At 43.0% G+C, this 19,470-nt stretch carries 23 protein-coding genes; 22 read left to right on the top strand and 1 reads right to left on the bottom strand.

What is annotated here, in order from left to right:
* Positions 1-42: 42 nt before the first annotated feature.
* Positions 43-174 carry a YpzI family protein gene (locus NYE20_RS12615; RefSeq protein WP_003225499.1) on the bottom strand — a complete coding sequence of 44 codons (132 nt, stop codon included), beginning with the start codon at positions 172-174 and terminating at the stop codon, positions 43-45.
* Positions 175-251: 77 nt separating this feature from the next.
* Here NYE20_RS12615 and NYE20_RS12610 point away from each other — a divergent pair, with 77 nt between their 5' ends.
* The 22 genes from NYE20_RS12610 to trpC all read left to right on the top strand — a co-directional run bounded on the left by NYE20_RS12610 (position 252) and on the right by trpC (position 19,467).
* Positions 252-851 carry a hypothetical protein gene (locus NYE20_RS12610; protein ID WP_161621652.1) on the top strand — a complete coding sequence of 200 codons (600 nt, stop codon included), beginning with the start codon at positions 252-254 and terminating at the stop codon, positions 849-851.
* Positions 848-1,741 carry a YIEGIA family protein gene (locus NYE20_RS12605; protein WP_072173296.1) on the top strand — a complete coding sequence of 298 codons (894 nt, stop codon included), beginning with the start codon at positions 848-850 and terminating at the stop codon, positions 1,739-1,741. Before NYE20_RS12610 ends, NYE20_RS12605 begins: the two co-directional genes overlap by 4 nt.
* A complete protein-coding gene (locus tag NYE20_RS12600; protein ID WP_038828580.1) occupies positions 1,738-1,932 on the top strand; it encodes a hypothetical protein in 195 nt (64 codons plus the stop codon). Before NYE20_RS12605 ends, NYE20_RS12600 begins: the two co-directional genes overlap by 4 nt.
* A 153-nt stretch (positions 1,933-2,085) precedes the next feature.
* Positions 2,086-3,396, top strand: a complete 1,311-nt coding sequence (gene engA / locus NYE20_RS12595) for a ribosome-associated GTPase EngA (RefSeq protein ID WP_021481550.1) — start codon at positions 2,086-2,088, stop codon at positions 3,394-3,396.
* 17 nt (positions 3,397-3,413) lie between these two features.
* Positions 3,414-4,451: an NAD(P)H-dependent glycerol-3-phosphate dehydrogenase gene (locus tag NYE20_RS12590; RefSeq protein ID WP_015251807.1), complete on the top strand. Its 1,038-nt coding sequence runs from the start codon at positions 3,414-3,416 to the stop codon at positions 4,449-4,451.
* Between the two features lie 337 nt (positions 4,452-4,788).
* On the top strand, positions 4,789-4,992 hold the full coding sequence (locus tag NYE20_RS12585) for a DUF2768 domain-containing protein (protein ID WP_004399143.1): 204 nt from the start codon (positions 4,789-4,791) through the stop codon (positions 4,990-4,992).
* A gap of 21 nt (positions 4,993-5,013) precedes the next feature.
* Positions 5,014-5,748: a hypothetical protein gene (locus NYE20_RS12580; RefSeq protein WP_077671397.1), complete on the top strand. Its 735-nt coding sequence runs from the start codon at positions 5,014-5,016 to the stop codon at positions 5,746-5,748.
* Between the two features lie 180 nt (positions 5,749-5,928).
* Positions 5,929-7,407: a stage IV sporulation protein A gene (gene spoIVA, locus NYE20_RS12575; RefSeq protein ID WP_014480131.1), complete on the top strand. Its 1,479-nt coding sequence runs from the start codon at positions 5,929-5,931 to the stop codon at positions 7,405-7,407.
* A 373-nt stretch (positions 7,408-7,780) separates the two neighbouring features.
* Positions 7,781-8,059 carry a non-specific DNA-binding protein Hbs gene (gene hbs, locus NYE20_RS12570; protein WP_003153447.1) on the top strand — a complete coding sequence of 93 codons (279 nt, stop codon included), beginning with the start codon at positions 7,781-7,783 and terminating at the stop codon, positions 8,057-8,059.
* Positions 8,060-8,246: 187 nt separating this feature from the next.
* The gene (folE, locus tag NYE20_RS12565; RefSeq protein WP_003225516.1) at positions 8,247-8,819 is read left to right on the top strand and encodes a GTP cyclohydrolase I FolE; all 573 of its coding nucleotides are present in this window, start codon (positions 8,247-8,249) and stop codon (positions 8,817-8,819) included.
* A gap of 21 nt (positions 8,820-8,840) precedes the next feature.
* Positions 8,841-9,068 (top strand): trp RNA-binding attenuation protein MtrB, encoded by a 228-nt coding sequence (gene mtrB, locus NYE20_RS12560; RefSeq protein ID WP_003230576.1) that lies wholly within the window; start codon positions 8,841-8,843, stop codon positions 9,066-9,068.
* Between the two features lie 163 nt (positions 9,069-9,231).
* On the top strand, positions 9,232-9,987 hold the full coding sequence (gene hepS / locus NYE20_RS12555; protein WP_014480130.1) for a heptaprenyl diphosphate synthase component 1: 756 nt from the start codon (positions 9,232-9,234) through the stop codon (positions 9,985-9,987).
* Between the two features lie 6 nt (positions 9,988-9,993).
* Positions 9,994-10,695 carry a demethylmenaquinone methyltransferase gene (menG, locus tag NYE20_RS12550; protein ID WP_003230580.1) on the top strand — a complete coding sequence of 234 codons (702 nt, stop codon included), beginning with the start codon at positions 9,994-9,996 and terminating at the stop codon, positions 10,693-10,695.
* 25 nt (positions 10,696-10,720) lie between these two features.
* Positions 10,721-11,683: a heptaprenyl diphosphate synthase component II gene (gene hepT / locus NYE20_RS12545; protein ID WP_003246013.1), complete on the top strand. Its 963-nt coding sequence runs from the start codon at positions 10,721-10,723 to the stop codon at positions 11,681-11,683.
* 115 nt (positions 11,684-11,798) lie between these two features.
* The gene (ndk, locus tag NYE20_RS12540) at positions 11,799-12,248 is read left to right on the top strand and encodes a nucleoside-diphosphate kinase (protein ID WP_010886554.1); all 450 of its coding nucleotides are present in this window, start codon (positions 11,799-11,801) and stop codon (positions 12,246-12,248) included.
* Between the two features lie 236 nt (positions 12,249-12,484).
* Entirely contained in the window at positions 12,485-13,255 is a 771-nt protein-coding gene (gene cheR, locus NYE20_RS12535) for a protein-glutamate O-methyltransferase CheR (RefSeq protein WP_014477188.1), read from the top strand.
* Positions 13,256-13,329: 74 nt separating this feature from the next.
* Positions 13,330-14,502 (top strand): chorismate synthase, encoded by a 1,173-nt coding sequence (gene aroC, locus NYE20_RS12530; protein WP_004398727.1) that lies wholly within the window; start codon positions 13,330-13,332, stop codon positions 14,500-14,502.
* Positions 14,502-15,590 carry a 3-dehydroquinate synthase gene (gene aroB, locus NYE20_RS12525; protein WP_021481545.1) on the top strand — a complete coding sequence of 363 codons (1,089 nt, stop codon included), beginning with the start codon at positions 14,502-14,504 and terminating at the stop codon, positions 15,588-15,590. The genes aroC and aroB overlap by 1 nt, the downstream gene beginning before the upstream one ends.
* On the top strand, positions 15,587-15,970 hold the full coding sequence (gene aroH / locus NYE20_RS12520; RefSeq protein ID WP_004398675.1) for a chorismate mutase: 384 nt from the start codon (positions 15,587-15,589) through the stop codon (positions 15,968-15,970). Before aroB ends, aroH begins: the two co-directional genes overlap by 4 nt.
* A gap of 216 nt (positions 15,971-16,186) precedes the next feature.
* Entirely contained in the window at positions 16,187-17,734 is a 1,548-nt protein-coding gene (trpE, locus tag NYE20_RS12515; protein WP_038828583.1) for an anthranilate synthase component I, read from the top strand.
* Positions 17,706-18,722: an anthranilate phosphoribosyltransferase gene (trpD, locus tag NYE20_RS12510; protein ID WP_161621651.1), complete on the top strand. Its 1,017-nt coding sequence runs from the start codon at positions 17,706-17,708 to the stop codon at positions 18,720-18,722. The genes trpE and trpD overlap by 29 nt, the downstream gene beginning before the upstream one ends.
* The gene (trpC, locus tag NYE20_RS12505; protein ID WP_032726043.1) at positions 18,715-19,467 is read left to right on the top strand and encodes an indole-3-glycerol phosphate synthase TrpC; all 753 of its coding nucleotides are present in this window, start codon (positions 18,715-18,717) and stop codon (positions 19,465-19,467) included. Before trpD ends, trpC begins: the two co-directional genes overlap by 8 nt.
* The last annotated feature ends 3 nt before the right edge of the window (positions 19,468-19,470 follow it).

The raw sequence follows: 19,470 nt of genomic DNA, 5'->3' as shown, positions 1-19,470 counted from the left end.
ATGATGAAAGCCCAAAACCGTATGTGGTTTGGGCTTTTTGTATTATGATTTTCGCTTTTTGAATCTTCCGTTTTGTTCAAGGCTTGTCGCTCCGTCATAGTGAATGGACTGGTCGCGGTCTGATTCGACTCTGCCTGAAGCTTTGAGTTTTTTCTCTTGTCTGTCTTTTCCCATGATCATACTCCTTAATGTGAGATCGATTGTTTAAAAAATGTGCTTGAACTCCATACTGGGAATATGGAGGAAGTAAAATGGAACAATTTTATTACTATTGGTCAATGTGGTTTCTGTGGGTTCTGACAACATTTATTTTTGAAAAGACGAAAAGACGAATTGCCGTCTCTGTCTTTATTTTAACTAATATTATTCTAAGCATACATGACATCGCTTTATATTTTTCCCTGAATGCTGCATATTTGATGTTTTTCGTTTGCGGATGTGTCTATGCCGGGTATTTGGGAATGTATCGTTTTCGTTATATCATGGTCTATCTGACGCTTGTTGCCGCGTATGCGTTTGTTTATCTTTTTGCATTATATGACCCGGTTTGGTTCATCATAAAACCTGAGTGGGCTGCTGTTATATTCATAGTGCTTTTAACAGCTTCTGTTGAAAGGAATTTTGAGAAGCAGCTTGTCTTATTTGTCCTAGGGATGTGCCAAGGCGAACTGGTGTATTCATTTGTGATCCAGAAGTTGGCCGGGGCTATGGCTGTCGGCGGCTTTCAATGGCTGAATGCGTGTTCTGCGGGGATGATATTGCTGTTTGGCATATCTAAATACGAACACCTCGCAAGCCAGATTGGTCAGAAAAGCAAAAGATCAAACAAAGGAGCTACCAAAATGTCATGAGTGATTACATCTATCCGATTATTGCTGGGGTCATTGCCGGAATTGCGACAAGGCTTTATATGCTGAAAACGGATTACCGCCAGTATCCGACCTATGTTCATGGGAAAGTGATTCACATCGCGCTGGGGTTGATAGCGGCTGGTTTAGGTGCAATTATTATGCCGGCGCTTTTGCAGGAGGAATTTACGGCCATCACATTTTTAACATTGGCAGCGACGCAATTTAGAGATGTCCGAAACATGGAGCGGAACACATTGACGCAAATGGATTCGTATGAACTTGTCTCAAGGGGAAGCACATATATTGAGGGGATTGCCATTGCGTTTGAAAGCAGAAATTATATTGTGATCTTTACAGCGCTTTTGACAACCTCTGCGTATGTGTTTTTATCCATCTGGGCTGCTGTCATAGCGGCTGTCGTTTGTTTTTTACTGGCCATGAAATTTATGTCGGGCAGTGTGTTGAAGGATATTGTAGACATCGAGTACATAAAGCCGTGCTTTGACGGTCCGGGACTGTTTGTTGATAATATTTATATGATGAATATCGGGCTTCCAGAGAAACAGGAACTGATTTTAAAGCATGGCATGGGCTTTATTTTAACGCCAAAAAACTTTAATTCAGCAGCAACGATAGCAAATTTAGGGCAGCGTCAGGCCATTTTATTTGATGTTTCCAATGTGCTCGGGGTTTATCGGGATTCAGGAGAGCCATCTTTGACACCAATTGCAAAACGGGATTTAAATGATGGGAGAGTGGCAGTATTTGTTCTCCCGCAAATTCACCATCCCGAAACGGCTGTTCAAATTATTAGCAATGTTCCAACCCTGGAAAATGCGATTAGAATGCCGACTGAATTTATCAAGAATCAGGATAAGGTGATAGGATGAGTGAATCTCTTACGAAAGTGATTTTGTCTGTAATCACGACAAATCCAAACCGGGCTGCAGGGGGAGCACCTGTCTTTTTTTGCAATGACCAAAAGGAGATGGAGCTTTTCGCTAAAAATCTTGAGGCGATCCTTGATGGAATAGCTCACAGAATCGGAGATGACGTGTATTTGATCGTGAAACATTTTTAAGAATAGTTGTGATCCCAGTAAAAACTGATATAATAAATGAGTTAAGCCCTTCCTCTGAAGGGTTTCTTTTCATAAAAGTGAATGAAATGATTTTAATAACCGGTTGAAAATTTATGTAAAAATGAAAGCGGCTGGATTGAAAGGAAGGGTACTATGGGTAAACCTGTCGTAGCCATTGTCGGGAGACCAAATGTAGGAAAATCCACAATCTTTAACCGGATTGCGGGAGAAAGAATTTCAATAGTAGAAGATACCCCTGGCGTGACAAGGGATCGGATATACAGCTCGGCTGAATGGCTGAATTATGATTTTAATTTGATTGATACGGGCGGTATTGATATCGGTGATGAGCCGTTCTTAGCGCAGATTCGCCAGCAGGCTGAAATCGCCATGGATGAAGCGGACGTGATTATTTTTATGGTGAACGGCCGTGAAGGCGTGACAGCTGCTGATGAAGAAGTGGCGAAAATTTTGTACCGCACAAAAAAGCCTGTTGTTTTAGCGGTTAATAAACTGGATAACACAGAAATGAGAGCGAATATGTATGATTTTTATTCGCTAGGCTTTGGCGAGCCATATCCAATTTCGGGAACACACGGACTCGGACTGGGTGATTTACTGGATGCCGTTGCAGAGCATTTTAAAAACATTCCAGAAACGAAATACAATGAGGAAGTTGTTCAATTCTGTCTGATCGGACGTCCGAATGTCGGAAAGTCTTCACTTGTGAACGCAATGCTCGGCGAAGAACGCGTTATTGTCAGCAACGTGGCTGGAACGACAAGAGATGCTGTTGATACGTCATTTACTTACAACCAGCAGGAGTTTGTCATTGTCGATACTGCCGGTATGCGAAAAAAAGGGAAAGTCTATGAAACGACTGAGAAGTATAGTGTACTGCGGGCGCTGAAAGCGATTGACCGCTCAGAAGTCGTGGCAGTTGTGCTGGATGGCGAAGAAGGCATTATTGAACAGGACAAGCGTATCGCCGGTTATGCACACGAAGCGGGCAAGGCCGTCGTAATCGTCGTAAACAAATGGGATGCTGTTGACAAAGATGAGAGCACAATGAAAGAATTTGAAGAAAATATTCGCGATCATTTTCAATTTCTGGATTATGCGCCAATCCTATTTATGTCTGCCTTAACGAAAAAACGGATCCATACGCTGATGCCTGCGATTATTAAAGCAAGTGAAAATCATTCACTTCGAGTTCAAACAAACGTCTTAAATGATGTCATCATGGACGCTGTGGCAATGAATCCGACACCGACTCATAACGGTTCTCGTTTGAAGATTTACTATGCGACTCAAGTGTCGGTAAAGCCGCCAAGCTTCGTTGTGTTTGTAAACGATCCGGAATTGATGCATTTTTCATACGAACGGTTTTTAGAAAACCGAATCAGAGACGCGTTCGGTTTTGAGGGGACACCAATCAAAATATTTGCAAGAGCTAGAAAATAAAAAGGTGTGAAGCAAATATGAAAAAAGTCACAATGCTCGGAGCGGGGAGCTGGGGAACAGCACTGGCTTTAGTGTTAGCTGATAATCATCACGATGTAACCATGTGGGGGCACCGTGCAGATCTGATCCATCAAATCAATGATCAGCATGAAAATAAAGATTATTTGCCGAACGTCAAGCTTCCAGAATCAATAGAGGCAACAACGGATATGAAGACAGCTGTTTCAGACGCGGATTTCATTATCGTTGCTGTTCCAACAAAAGCAATTCGGGAAGTGCTGAGACAGGCTGTCCCTTTTATAACGAAAAAGGCGGTCTTTGTTCATGTCAGCAAAGGTATTGAGCCGGATTCACTTCTGCGCATTTCTGAAATTATGGAAATTGAGCTCCCGAGTGATGTCAGAAAAGATATTGTTGTCCTTTCCGGCCCGAGTCATGCGGAAGAAGTAGGGCTGCGGCACCCCACAACTGTTACTGCATCTTCAAAGAGCATGAGGGCAGCAGAAGAGGTGCAGGATCTATTTATTAATCACAATTTTCGGGTATACACAAATCCTGACATTATCGGAGTTGAAATCGGAGGGGCTTTAAAAAATATTATTGCCCTTGCTGCAGGAATTACAGATGGTTTAGGGTACGGCGACAATGCCAAAGCTGCTTTGATTACACGCGGACTTGCCGAAATCGCGAGACTCGGAACGAAAATGGGCGGAAATCCCTTGACGTTCTCTGGATTGACAGGAGTAGGCGATCTGATTGTGACGTGCACAAGTGTTCATTCCAGAAACTGGCGTGCGGGCAATTTGCTCGGAAAAGGGTACAAGCTTGAAGATGTTCTTGAAGAGATGGGAATGGTAGTCGAAGGCGTCCGCACGACGAAAGCGGCTTACCAGCTTTCGAAGAAATATGATGTTAAAATGCCGATTACAGAAGCTCTCCATCAGGTCCTATTCAACGGACAAAAAGTGGAAACCGCTGTTGAATCTTTAATGGCGAGAGGGAAAACCCACGAGATGGAGGATTTGGTAAATACGTTTGAAAATCAAGTGAAGTAAAAGTGTCAATCGTATGATGAAACGCATATCTTAATTGAACGAAAGCCCGAAAAACAGAAGAACACCCAAGTCTTGGGATCTCCTGAAACATTTTGCCGATTTAGGCAATAGAGGATGCATCTGTATGCCAAGTCGCATACTATAGCATCGAAGTCCAAGAGAGTGTTTCTTAAACGTGCAGGTGAATATAGTCAAGTTGACTGAAGCGAAGGTCCCCCTCTTTGCTTCAGTTTTTTTGTTCTATCAAAGGATGGAAAATCTGGTTGATCTTTTCCGGCGCTGTATATTAAAATATAATATAACGCTTACATCATACATATCGGGGAGGCGCACGTCATTGAATCTGGCATTGATGAAAATGTGGTTTGCTCTAGGGTCCATGGGTCTGATGTTTCTGGCTGTAGCTTCCATCTATTTAAGCCGCTTTAAGTGCCAAAACCGTTTTTTGAAGATTGCGATTTCATCATTCGCATACATGTGTATGCTCATATCTGGAATTATTGTGTTTGTCGTGGTTTTTAGCGGCCCTGTCAATGAATAAAGCTGTAAAAGGAAGTGCTGTATGGGTAAACTGAAGTGCGCAATTATTTTTGCGGCAGTCGTGTTTTTATCCGGATGTTTATATCCAAATGAACGGAAAAGCAGTGTGCATGCCATTCCTTATCAAGACCAGCTAAAGCAGGTTCAATCTGCTGTTGATGAATTTCAAAAGGCAAATGGAGGGCTGCTTCCCATTCAAACAAAAGATATGTCGACACCGCTATATCAAAAATATCCGATAGACTTTAACCGGTTAGCGCCAAGATACATAGCTGAACCTCCAAGTACGGCATTTGAAAGCGGGGGAGACTATCAATACGTGCTTGTTGACGTAGAGAACGATCCGACTGTTAAATTAATTGATCTAAAGATGGCAGAAAAAATTCGCGATGTGAAATTGCGCATCCAAATGTATCGTCAGGAGCATCAATATCCGCCTTACAAGGATGTGCTATCTCGTGATTTATTTACACTCGATGAGAAGAAGCTTGGGGATGGCAGCTCTCTTACAGTGACAAGCCCAATCTCAGGGAATTCGTTGCCGCTTATGATTGACGGAGCCGGAGAAATATATGCCGATTACCGGACTGAGCTGGCTTCTTGCCTCAAAAAAAGCAAGAAAACGTTTAAACCCGGGACTGAAATCCAGGATATGATTTGGCAGGAAACCCCCTTTGTCCCCGCGTTTTCTGTAAAATATACGGTAAATGACAAACAGGAACCTGTTTTTTTAGAAAATGATTTGAAAAAGGAATGAACCTTTCTCCCTTGCATACAAATAGGGAGAAAGGTTTTTTTATATTAATAGATTGAGGATGAGAAATTTTCTAAAGATGTCATATTCAAATAGGACAACGTCATACACATATAGTGTCCTGTGTTTGATTGAAAGAGCTTAATAAAATTGAAAAGGATAGGAAGTCCGGGAGGGGATCACTTGGAAAAGGTCGATATTTTCAAGGATATCGCTGAACGAACAGGAGGCGATATATACTTAGGAGTCGTAGGTGCTGTCCGTACAGGAAAATCCACGTTCATTAAAAAATTTATGGAGCTTGTGGTGCTCCCGAATATCAGTAACGAAGCAGACCGGGCCCGAGCGCAGGATGAACTGCCGCAAAGCGCAGCCGGCAAAACCATTATGACTACAGAGCCTAAATTTGTTCCGAATCAGGCGATGTCTGTTCATGTGTCAGACGGACTCGATGTGAATATAAGATTAGTAGATTGTGTAGGTTACACAGTGCCCGGCGCTAAAGGATATGAAGATGAAAACGGGCCGCGGATGATCAATACGCCTTGGTACGAAGAACCGATCCCATTTCATGAGGCTGCTGAAATCGGCACACGAAAAGTCATTCAAGAACACTCGACCATCGGAGTTGTCATTACGACAGACGGCACCATTGGAGATATCGCCAGAAGTGACTATATAGAGGCTGAAGAAAGAGTCATTGAAGAGCTGAAAGAGGTTGGCAAACCTTTTATTATGGTCATCAACTCAGTCAGGCCGTATCACCCGGAAACGGAAGCCATGCGCCAGGATTTAAGCGAAAAATATGATATCCCGGTATTGGCAATGAGTGTGGAGAGCATGCGGGAATCAGATGTGCTGAATGTGCTCAGAGAGGCCCTCTACGAGTTTCCGGTGCTAGAAGTGAATGTCAATCTCCCAAGCTGGGTAATGGTGCTGAAAGAAAACCATTGGCTGCGTGAAAGCTATCAGGAGTCCGTGAAGGAAACGGTTAAGGATATTAAACGGCTCCGGGACGTAGACAGGGTTGTCGGCCAATTCAGCGAGTTTGAATTCATTGAAAGTGCCGGATTAGCCGGAATTGAGCTGGGCCAAGGGGTGGCAGAAATTGATTTGTACGCGCCGGATCATCTATATGATCAAATCTTAAAAGAAGTTGTGGGCGTCGAAATCAGAGGAAGAGACCATCTGCTTGAGCTCATGCAAGACTTCGCCCATGCGAAAACAGAATATGATCAAGTGTCTGATGCCTTAAAAATGGTCAAACAGACGGGATACGGTATTGCAGCGCCTGCTTTAGCTGATATGAGTCTCGATGAGCCGGAAATTATAAGGCAGGGCTCGCGATTCGGTGTGAGGCTGAAAGCTGTCGCTCCGTCGATCCATATGATCAAAGTCGATGTCGAAAGCGAATTCGCCCCGATTATCGGAACGGAAAAACAAAGTGAAGAGCTTGTACGCTATTTAATGCAGGACTTTGAGGATGATCCGCTCTCCATCTGGAATTCCGATATCTTCGGAAGGTCGCTGAGCTCAATTGTGAGAGAAGGGATTCAGGCAAAGCTGTCATTAATGCCTGAAAACGCACGGTATAAATTAAAAGAAACATTAGAAAGAATCATAAACGAAGGCTCTGGCGGCTTAATCGCCATCATCCTGTAATACCGGTAGACCTCTTTATAGAATGGGAGGTCTTTTTTCTTTGCTCTTAATAATGGAAAAGGATCAAGGAATAGGATGAAAAAAGGAAAAAAAGGAATATTTGTTCGGTAAATCACCTTAAATCCTTGACGAGCAAGGGATTGACGCTTTAAAATGCTTGATATGGCTTTTTATATGTGTTACTCTACATACAGAAATTCTTCACTTTGTTGGACAAACATTCCTCAGAGTGCAGTTTTTCTTAAAAAGCCGTTTAATTGTCTTTCTCTTGCCTGCTCTCATTTTTTTGTGAGACAGGTTTAGAATCAGACTGAACTGTGAAGAAATGATAATAAACGAACTGAATGTATCCTTTTGGGAGGAGGTGAAAGGCATGAACAAAACAGAACTTATCAATGCGGTTGCTGAAGCAAGCGAATTGTCTAAAAAAGACGCTACAAAAGCAGTTGACTCTGTTTTTGATACGATCTTAGATGCACTTAAAAACGGTGATAAAATCCAACTGATCGGTTTTGGTAACTTCGAGGTGCGTGAACGTTCTGCACGTAAAGGACGCAACCCTCAAACAGGTGAAGAAATCGAAATTCCAGCAAGCAAAGTACCTGCTTTCAAACCAGGTAAAGCGCTTAAAGACGCAGTTGCCGGAAAATAATTGTGAATATAGATCGTGTATGCATCTAGCTTACATACACTTTATTTCTTCACAGAAAAGCCCCTTTCTAAGGGGCTTTTCATATTTCAAGAGCATGGGCTTCCTGACAGGGCATTCACTTTGCTTTTAGCGGGGCATATGTGCTAGAATCGAAATTAAATGTATTCATTGGTGGAGGACATAGAACATGAAAGAAGTTAATAAAGAGCAAATCGAACAAGCTGTTCGTCAAATTTTAGAAGCGATCGGAGAAGACCCGAATAGAGAAGGGCTTCTTGATACTCCGAAAAGAGTCGCAAAGATGTATGCCGAAGTATTCTCCGGCTTGAATGAAGATCCAAAAGAACATTTCCAGACTATCTTCGGTGAAAACCATGAGGAGCTTGTTCTTGTAAAAGATATCGCGTTTCATTCTATGTGTGAGCATCACCTTGTTCCCTTTTATGGAAAAGCACATGTTGCATATATCCCGCGAGGCGGAAAGGTCACAGGACTCAGCAAACTGGCACGTGCCGTTGAAGCCGTTGCAAAGCGCCCGCAGCTTCAGGAACGCATCACTTCTACAATTGCAGAAAGCATCGTAGAAACGCTTGATCCGCATGGCGTAATGGTAGTGGTTGAAGCGGAACACATGTGCATGACGATGCGCGGTGTAAGAAAACCGGGTGCGAAAACTGTGACTTCAGCAGTCAGAGGCGTTTTTAAAGATGATGCCGCTGCCCGTGCAGAAGTATTGGAACATATTAAACGCCAGGACTAATAAAGATAGAAGGTGCTATAAATGAACCAAAAGCATTCAAGTGATTTTGTCGTCATTAAAGCCGTTGAGGACGGAGTGAATGTGATCGGCCTGACAAGGGGAACAGACACAAAGTTTCACCATTCCGAAAAACTCGACAAGGGAGAAGTGATCATCGCTCAGTTTACAGAGCATACTTCTGCCATTAAAGTCAGAGGAGAGGCACTGATTCAAACCGCGTACGGAGAAATGAAAAGCGAAAAAAAATAAGCTGGCTGTCCCCGCTGTTAAAAGCAAATGCTCGCAAACAGCGGGAGGATACAGCCAATTTCTTTTTTTTATGCTATAATGATACCTGCGTAAGCGAATGAAAAGATAAAACTCATACATAGATTAAGAAATAAATGTGAATTTGGGGACAAGGGTGATATTTTTGCAAGACATCTACGGAACTTTAGCCAATCTGAACACGAAATTAAAACAAAAGCTGTCTCATCCTTATTTAGCGAAGCATATTTCTGCGCCGAAAATTGATGAGGATAAGCTTCTTCTTTTTCATGCTTTATTTGAAGAAGCTGACATAAAAAACAACGACAGAGAAAATTATATTGTAACAGCGATGCTTGTACAAAGCGCCCTTGATACCCATGATGAAGTGACGACAGCTAGAGTCATAAAACGAGACGAAAACAAAAACCGCCAATTGACTGTTCTCGCGGGCGATTATTTCAGCGGGCTGTACTACTCTTTACTATCTGAAATGAAGGATATCTACATGATTCGGACGCTTGCTACAGCCATTAAAGAAATCAACGAACATAAAATTCGTCTGTATGACCGTTCTTTCAAGGACGAAAACGATTTTTTCGAAAGTGTCGGCATCGTTGAATCAGCTTTATTCCATCGTGTGGCGGAACACTTCAGCCTCCCGCGCTGGAAAAAGCTGTCGAGTGATTTTTTTGTATTTAAGCGGCTTATGAACGGAAATGATGCATTTCTGGATGTGATCGGCAGTTTTATACAGCTGGGAAAAACAAAAGAAGAGATATTAGAAGATTGTTTTAAAAAAGCGAAAAACAGCATTGAGTCACTTCTGCCTCTAAATTCACCTATTCAGAACATTTTAATAAACCGTCTGAAGACAATCAGCCAAGATCAAACCTATCATCAGAAAGTGGAAGAAGGGTAAACCATTATGCAGGACTCAAAAGAACAGCGCGTACACGGAGTATTTGAAAAAATATATAAAAACTATGACCAAATGAACTCTGTCATCAGTTTTCAGCAGCATAAAAAATGGCGCGATAAAACGATGCGCATCATGAATGTAAAAGAAGGCGCAAAAGCACTTGATGTCTGCTGCGGAACGGCTGACTGGACGATCGCTCTTGCAAAAGCGGCCGGCAAAAGCGGCGAGATCAAGGGCTTGGATTTCAGTGAAAATATGCTGAGTGTCGGCGAGCAGAAAGTAAAAGACGGCGGATTCAGCCAAATTGAACTGCTGCACGGAAATGCGATGGAGCTTCCTTTTGATGATGATACATTTGATTATGTCACCATTGGCTTCGGACTCCGCAATGTCCCTGATTACTTGACTGTACTGAAAGAGATGAGACGTGTAGTGAAGCCGGGTGGGCAGGTGGTATGTCTGGAAACGTCCCAGCCGGAAATGTTCGGATTCAGACAGGCTTACTTTATGTACTTTAAGTATATTATGCCGTTTTTCGGGAAACTGTTTGCGAAGAGCTATAAAGAATATTCTTGGCTTCAAGAATCAGCCAGAGATTTCCCTGGAATGAAGGAACTGGCAGGCCTGTTTGAAGAGGCGGGCCTGAAAAATGTTAAATATCATTCGTTTACTGGCGGAGTCGCTGCCACGCATATCGGATGGAAATGAAAACACAGATGTTTGGGTGAATGATATGAAATTTAAAATGGCCTACTCTTTTTTAAATGACGATATTGATGTAATCGAAAGAGAACTGGAACAAACCGTACGTTCCGATTACCCGCTTTTAAGCGAGGCAGGTCTTCACCTGCTGCAGGCCGGAGGGAAACGTATTCGGCCTGTTTTCGTGCTGCTTTCCGGCATGTTTGGCGATTACGATATTAATAAGATTAAATATGTCGCCGTCACTCTGGAAATGATTCACATGGCATCTTTGGTCCATGATGATGTCATTGATGATGCGGAGCTTCGCCGAGGAAAACCGACAATCAAAGCAAAGTGGGACAATCGTATTGCGATGTACACAGGCGATTATATGCTTGCGGGATCTCTTGAAATGATGACGAGAATTAACGAACCGAAAGCCCATAGGATTTTGTCACAGACGATCGTTGAAGTTTGTCTAGGGGAAATTGAGCAGATCAAAGACAAATACAACATGGAACAAAATCTCAGAACGTATCTCCGCCGTATCAAAAGAAAAACGGCTCTCTTGATCGCGGTCAGCTGCCAGCTTGGTGCCATTGCGTCTGGAGCTGATGAGAAGATTCATAAGGCATTGTACTGGTTTGGGTATTACGTCGGCATGTCTTATCAGATTATTGATGATATTCTTGATTTTACTTCAACTGAAGAAGAACTGGGTAAACCCGTTGGAGGAGATTTGCTTCAAGGAAACGTCACATTGCCAGTGCTGTATGCCCTGAAAAATCCTGCATTAAAAAACCAGCTTAAATTGATTAACAGTGAGACAACGCAGGAACAACTTGAACCAATCATTGAAGAAATCAAAAAAACAGATGCAATTGAAGCATCTATGGCAGTAAGCGAAATGTATCTGCAGAAAGCTTTTCAGAAATTAAACACGCTTCCTCGAGGGCGCGCACGCTCGTCTCTTGCAGCCATCGCAAAATATATCGGTAAAAGAAAATTTTAATTTTTGTAGATATTAAGAAATTTCTCCGCCCCGGATTGATTAATTATCAGAAAGATGTTACGATTTCGGTGTGCAGTGTGAAAGCCTATACATACATAATGATGGGGTGGAGAATATGATGGAAAAGACTTTTATCATGGTGAAACCAGACGGTGTCCAACGTCAGCTCATTGGGGACATTTTATCTAGATTCGAACGTAAGGGCTTACAATTAGCTGGTGCCAAGTTAATGAGAGTGACTGAACAGATGGCTGAGAAACACTACGCCGAACATCAAGGAAAGCCTTTCTTCGGAGAGCTCGTTGAGTTTATTACTTCAGGACCTGTATTCGCAATGGTGTGGGAAGGCGAAAATGTCATTGAAGTAACGAGACAGCTGATCGGGAAGACAAACCCTAAAGAAGCTTTACCTGGTACGATTCGTGGGGATTATGGCATGTTTGTCGGAAAAAACATCATCCACGGCTCTGATTCTCTCGAAAGTGCAGAACGCGAGATTAACATTTTCTTTAAGAATGAAGAATTAGTATCATATCAGCAGCTTATGGCAGGCTGGATCTATTAATCATTGTGAAAATAAGTAACAGAGCCGGCATCATATAACGCCGCCGGTTTTTGATCTGTTTTGTAAAGGTTTACATTAAAGTGAATAAAGGGTTGAATGGCAGTGTGCATCAGACCTCTGCCTTTCCCAACGATCTAAAATCAGCTGAAAAGCTGATTTTTTTATTGAAACAATACAATTTCCTGATAAAACAAGCTATACTAGGACAAAAAGACAGCGAGACTGGGAGAGTAGAGATGGATACATACAGCGTATTTACAACGAAATGGAAACAATTAACCGGAGTCGATTTAACACTATATAAAGAAGCACAAATGAAGAGAAGGCTAACGTCACTTTATGAGAAAAAGGGGTTCCAAAGCTTTAAGGACTTTGCTGCGGCATTGGAAAAGGATCAAGCTCTCTTAAATGAAACATTGGACAGAATGACGATCAATGTTTCAGAATTTTATCGTAATTATAAAAGATGGGAAGTTCTTGAGACTGCAATTCTGCCGTTAATCAAGACCTCTAGGCCTTTAAAGATTTGGAGTGCCGCCTGCTCAACGGGGGAGGAGCCATACACGCTTGCCATGCTTTTGGACCAGCAAAAAGGTCTTCCGGGTTATCAGATTTTGGCGACGGATATTGATGAAAAAGCTTTGGAAAAAGCCAAAAAAGGCGTTTATCAGGAGCGGTCTTTACAGGAAGTGCCGCTATCTGTGAAAGATCGTTATTTTACGCAAAACGCAAATAGAAGTTATGAAGTGAAACCGGAAATCAAAAAGAATATTACATTCAAAAAGCACAATTTGCTGGCGGATCGTTATGAACAAGACTTTGACTTAATCGTGTGCCGCAATGTATTTATTTATTTTACAGAAAGCGCGAAGGAAGAGCTGTATTTAAAAATGGCACATAGCTTGAAGAAGAATGGAGTTCTTTTTGTCGGCAGCACCGAGCAAATCTTCAACCCCGAGAAATTTGGCCTAGTACCAGCCGATACATTCTTTTATCAAAAAAGATAGACTGACTTTTTGCTGAAAAATATGTTATAGTAGTCTTACTTAAAAGCGTTAATGCGATGAAGGGAGAAGAAGTCATGAGATATTTAACAGCCGGAGAATCACACGGCCCCCAACTGACAACCATTATTGAGGGTGTACCTGCCGGGCTTTACATAACGGAGGAAGATATCAATTTTGAGCTTGCCAGACGCCAAAAAGGACACGGCCGCGGCCGCCGCATGCAGATCGAAAAAGACCAGGCCAAAATTATGAGCGGGGTGCGCCATGCACGTACACTCGGTTCACCAATTGCTCTCGTAGTTGAAAATAACGATTGGAAGCATTGGACAAAAATCATGGGCGCCGCTCCAATTACAGAAGATGAAGAAAAGGAAATGAAGCGCCAGATTTCCAGACCGAGACCTGGGCACGCTGACTTAAACGGTGCAATTAAATATAATCATCGTGATATGAGAAATGTGCTTGAGCGTTCTTCAGCAAGGGAAACAACTGTCAGAGTGGCGGCAGGGGCTGTAGCTAAAAAGATTCTTTCTGAGCTTGGCATTAAGGTGGCGGGCCACGTGTTGCAAATTGGCGCTGTTAAAGCTGAAAAAACAGAATATACGTCAATTGAAGACCTGCAGCGCGTAACGGAAGAGTCTCCTGTCAGATGCTACGATGAAGAGGCAGGCAAAAAAATGATGGCTGCCATTGATGAAGCAAAGGCAAACGGAGATTCCATCGGCGGAATAGTAGAAGTCATTGTCGAGGGAATGCCCGTAGGCGTGGGCAGCTATGTCCATTATGACCGCAAGCTGGATAGCAAGCTTGCTGCCGCTGTTCTGTCAATTAACGCATTTAAAGGTGTGGAATTCGGCATCGGATTTGAGGCAGCAGGGCGAAATGGAAGCGAAGTCCATGATGAGATCATTTGGGACGAGGAAAAAGGATACACCCGTGCTACTAACAGACTTGGAGGACTGGAAGGCGGCATGACGACAGGGATGCCGATTGTTGTCCGCGGAGTCATGAAGCCGATTCCGACTTTGTATAAACCGCTGAAAAGTGTCGATATTGAAACGAAAGAACCGTTTTCTGCCAGCATTGAACGTTCAGACAGCTGTGCTGTTCCTGCGGCAAGTGTAGTCGCTGAAGCGGCTGTCGCTTGGGAAATTGCGAACGCAGTCGTTGAACAATTCGGATTAGATCAAATTGACCGCATTAGAGAAAATGTGGAGAATATGAGAAAACTGTCGAGGGAATTTTAATGAAGACACTGCATGTTCAAACTGCTTCCTCGTCATATCCTGTTTTTATCGGACAAGGTATCAGAAAAAAGGCTTGCGAACTATTAACCTCTTTAAACAGGCCTTTAACAAGGATTATGCTTGTCACGGATGAAGAAGTGGACCGCCTGTATGGTGATGAAATGCTCCATTTGCTGCAAGAAAAATGGCCTGTGAAAAAAGTGACGGTACCGAGTGGAGAGCAGGCAAAATCCATGGACATGTACACAAAGCTGCAGAGTGAAGCGATTCGATTTCATATGGATCGCTCCTCATGCATCATTGCTTTTGGAGGCGGTGTTGTAGGAGATCTTGCTGGGTTTGTGGCAGCCACTTTTATGCGCGGCATTGATTTCATTCAAATGCCTACGACGCTCTTGGCGCATGACAGCGCAGTCGGAGGAAAAGTAGCCGTGAACCATCCGCTTGGAAAAAATCTAATCGGTGCGTTTTATCAGCCGAAAGCCGTGCTCTATGATACAGATTTCCTGCGTTCTCTGCCTGAAAAAGAGCTTAGGTCCGGAATGGCAGAAGTGATTAAACACGCGTTTATCTATGACAGAGCGTTTCTGGAGGAGCTGCTGAATATCCACTCACTGCGTGATATCACCAATGATCAGCTGAATGACATGATTTTTAAAGGCATTTCAATTAAAGCGTCTGTCGTTCAGCAGGATGAAAAAGAAGAGGGGATAAGAGCTTACTTAAACTTTGGGCATACGCTCGGTCATGCCGTTGAGGCGGAATATGGATACGGGCAGATCACTCACGGTGATGCCGTAGCCCTCGGAATGCAGTTTGCTTTATATATAAGCGAAAAGACTGTAGGCTGTGAAATGGACAGAAAACGTTTGGTCAGCTGGCTAAAAAGCCTGGGTTATCCAAGTCAAATCAGAAAAGAGACGGAAACTTCGGTTCTCTTGGACCGTATGATGAATGATAAGAAAACCCGCGGCGGGAAGATTCAGTTTATTGTGCTCAACGAATTAGGGAAAGTTGCTGATCATACATTTTCCAGAAATGAACTTGAGAGCTGGCTGAACAAATGGCGATTGGAGGAGACATCATGATGATTCGCGGAATTCGCGGAGCAACTACAGTTGAACGGGATACTGAAGAAGAAATTTTACAAAAAACAAAACAGCTGTTAGAGAAAATCATAGAAGAAAATCATACAAAACCGGAAGATGTTGTTCAAATGCTTCTTTCGGCTACACCTGATTTGCACGCTGTTTTCCCGGCAAAAGCTGTTCGTGAGCTTTCAGGATGGCAGTATGTACCGGTAACATGTATGCAGGAAATGGACGTAACAGGCGGTCTGAAAAAGTGCATAAGAGTCATGATGACCGTCCAGACAGATGTCCCTCAGGATCAGATCAGACATGTATATTTAGAAAAAGCCGTCGTATTGAGGCCCGATTTATCATTGACAAAAAATACTGAATTGTAATACGATAAGAATAGCTTAGAAATACACAAGAGTGTGTATAAAGCGATTAGAATGAGTTGAGTTAGAGAATAGGGTAGCAGAGAATGAGTTTAGTTGAGCTGAGACATGTATGTTTATTCTACCCAAAAGAAGTCTTTCTTTTGGGTTTATTTGTTATATAGTATTTTATCCTCTCATGCCATCTTCTCATTCTCCTTGCCATAAGGAGTGAGAGCAATGAATTTCCAATCAAACATTTCCGCATTTTTAGAGGACAGCTTGTCCCACCACACGATACCGATTGTGGAGACCTTCACAGTCGATACACTGACACCCATTCAAATGATAGAGAAGCTTGACAGGGAGATTACGTATCTTCTTGAAAGCAAGGACGATACATCCACTTGGTCCAGATATTCGTTTATCGGCCTGAATCCATTTCTCACAATTAAAGAAGAGCAGGGCTGTTTTTCGGCCGCTGATCAGGACAGCAAATCTCTTTACACAGGAAATGAACTAAAAGAAGTGCTGAACTGGATGAATACCACATACAAAATCAAAACACCTCAGCTTGGCATTCCTTTTGTCGGCGGAGCTGTCGGGTACTTAAGCTATGATATGATCCCGCTGATTGAACCTTCTGTTCCTTCGCATACAAAAGAAACAGACATGGAAAAGTGTATGCTGTTTGTTTGCCGGACATTAATTGCGTATGATCATGAAACCAAAAACGTCCACTTTATCCAATATGCAAGGCTTACTGGAGAGGAAACAGAAAACGAAAAAATGGATGTATTCCATCAAAATCATTTGGAGCTCCAAAATCTCATCGAAAAAATGATGGACCAAAAAAACATAAAAGAGCTGTTTCTCTCTGCTGATTCATACAAGACACCCAGCTTTGAGACGGTATCTTCTAATTATGAAAAATCGGCTTTTATGGCTGATGTAGAAAAAATCAAGGGCTATATAAAAGCAGGAGATATCTTCCAGGGTGTTTTATCACAAAAATTTGAGGTGCCGATAAAAGCAGATGCTTTTGAGTTATACCGAGTGCTTAGGATCGTCAATCCTTCGCCGTATATGTATTATATGAAACTGCTAGACAGAGAAATAGTCGGCAGCTCTCCGGAACGGTTAATCCACGTTCAAGACGGGCACTTGGAAATCCATCCGATTGCCGGTACGAGAAAACGCGGTGCAGACAAAGCTGAAGATGAGAGACTGAAGGTTGAGCTCATGAAGGATGAAAAAGAAAAAGCGGAGCATTACATGCTCGTTGATCTTGCCCGAAACGATATCGGCAGAGTAGCAGAGTATGGTTCTGTTTCTGTGCCGGAGTTCACAAAAATTGTTTCCTTTTCACATGTCATGCACATTATCTCGGTGGTTACAGGCCGATTGAAAAAAGGGGTTCATCCTGTCGATGCACTGATGTCTGCTTTCCCGGCGGGGACTTTAACAGGCGCACCCAAAATCCGTGCCATGCAGCTTTTGCAAGAGCTCGAGCCAACACCGAGAGAGACATACGGAGGATGTATTGCCTACATTGGGTTTGACGGGAATATCGACTCTTGTATTACGATTCGCACGATGAGTGTAAAGAACGGCGTTGCATCGATACAGGCAGGTGCTGGCATTGTTGCTGATTCTGTTCCGGAAGCCGAATACGAAGAAAGCTGTAATAAAGCCGGTGCGCTGCTGAAAACGATTCATATTGCAGAAGACATGTTTCATAGCAAGGAGGATAAAGCTGATGAACAGATTTCTACAATTGTGCGTTGACGGAAAAACCCTTACTGCCGGTGAGGCTGAAACGCTGATGAATATGATGATGGCAGGGGAAATGACTCCTTCTGAAATGGGTGGTATATTGTCTATTCTTGCTCATCGGAGGGAGACGCCAGAAGAGCTTGCGGGTTTTGTGAAGGCAATGCGGGCACACGCTCTTACAGTCGATGGACTTCCTGATATTGTTGATACATGCGGAACAGGGGGAGACGGTATTTCCACTTTTAATATCTCAACGGCCTCGGCAATTGTTGCCTCGGCAGCTGGCGCGAAAATCGCTAAGCATGGCAATCGCTCTGTCTCTTCTAAAAGCGGAAGCGCTGATGTTTTAGAGGAGCTAGAGGTTTCTATTCAAACCACTCCCGAAAAGGTCAAAAGCAGCATTGAAACAAACAACATGGGATTTCTTTTTGCGCCGCTTTACTATTCGTCTATGAAACATGTAGCAGGTACTAGAAAAGAGCTAGGTTTCAGAACGGTATTTAATCTGCTTGGACCGCTCAGCAATCCTTTACAGGCGAAGCGTCAGGTGATTGGGGTCTATTCTGTTGAAAAAGCTGGACTGATGGCAAGCGCACTGGAGACGTTTCAGCCGAAGCACGTTATGTTTGTATCAAGCCGTGACGGTTTAGATGAGCTTTCAATTACAGCACCGACCGACGTGATTGAATTAAAGGACGGAGAGCGCCGGGAGTATACCGTTTCACCCGAAGATTTCGGTTTCACAAATGGCAGACTTGAAGATTTACAGGTGCAGTCTCCGAAAGAGAGCGCTTATCTCATTCAGAATATTTTTGAAAATAAAAGCAGCAGTTCCGCTTTATCTATTACGGCTTTTAATGCGGGTGCTGCGATTTACACGGCGGGAATTACCGCCTCACTGAAGGAAGGAACGGAGCTGGCGTTAGAGACGATTACAAGCGGAGGCGCTGCCGCGCAGCTTGAACGACTAAAGCAGAAAGAGGAAGAGATCTATGCTTGAAAAAATCATCAAACAAAAGAAAGAAGAAGTGAAAACACTGGTTCTGCCGGTAGAGCAGCCTTTCGAGAAACGTTCATTTAAGGAGGCGCTGGCAAGCCCGAATCGGTTTATCGGGTTGATTGCCGAAGTGAAGAAAGCATCGCCGTCAAAAGGGCTTATTAAAGAGGATTTTGTACCTGTGCAGATTGCAAAAGACTATGAGGCTGCGAAGGCAGATGCGATTTCCGTTTTAACAGACACCCTGTTTTTTCAAGGGGAAAACAGCTATTTATCAGACGTAAAGCGTGCTGTTTCGATTCCTGTACTTAGAAAAGATTTTATTATTGATTCTCTTCAAGTAGAGGAATCAAGAAGAATCGGAGCGGATGCCATATTGTTAATCGGCGAGGTGCTTGATCCCTTACACCTTCATGAATTATATCTTGAAGCAGGTGAAAAGGGGATGGACGTGTTAGTGGAGGTTCATGATGCATCAACGCTAGAACAAATATTGAAAGTGTTCACACCCGACATTCTCGGCGTAAATAATCGAAACCTAAAAACGTTTGAAACATCTGTAAAGCAGACAGAACAAATCGCATCTCTCGTTCCGAAAGAATCCTTGCTTGTCAGCGAAAGCGGAATCGGTTCTTTAGAACATTTAACATTTGTCAATGAACATGGGGCGCGAGCTGTACTTATCGGTGAATCATTGATGAGACAAACTTCTCAGCGTAAAGCAATCCATGCTTTGTTTAGGGAGTGAGGT

The organism is Bacillus sp. FSL R5-0416, from assembly GCF_037975425.1.
Classification (GTDB): Bacteria; Bacillota; Bacilli; order Bacillales; family Bacillaceae; genus Bacillus; species Bacillus subtilis.
Note: the sequence above shows the minus strand (reverse complement) of the source record. Positions and strands in the feature narration are given on the sequence as shown.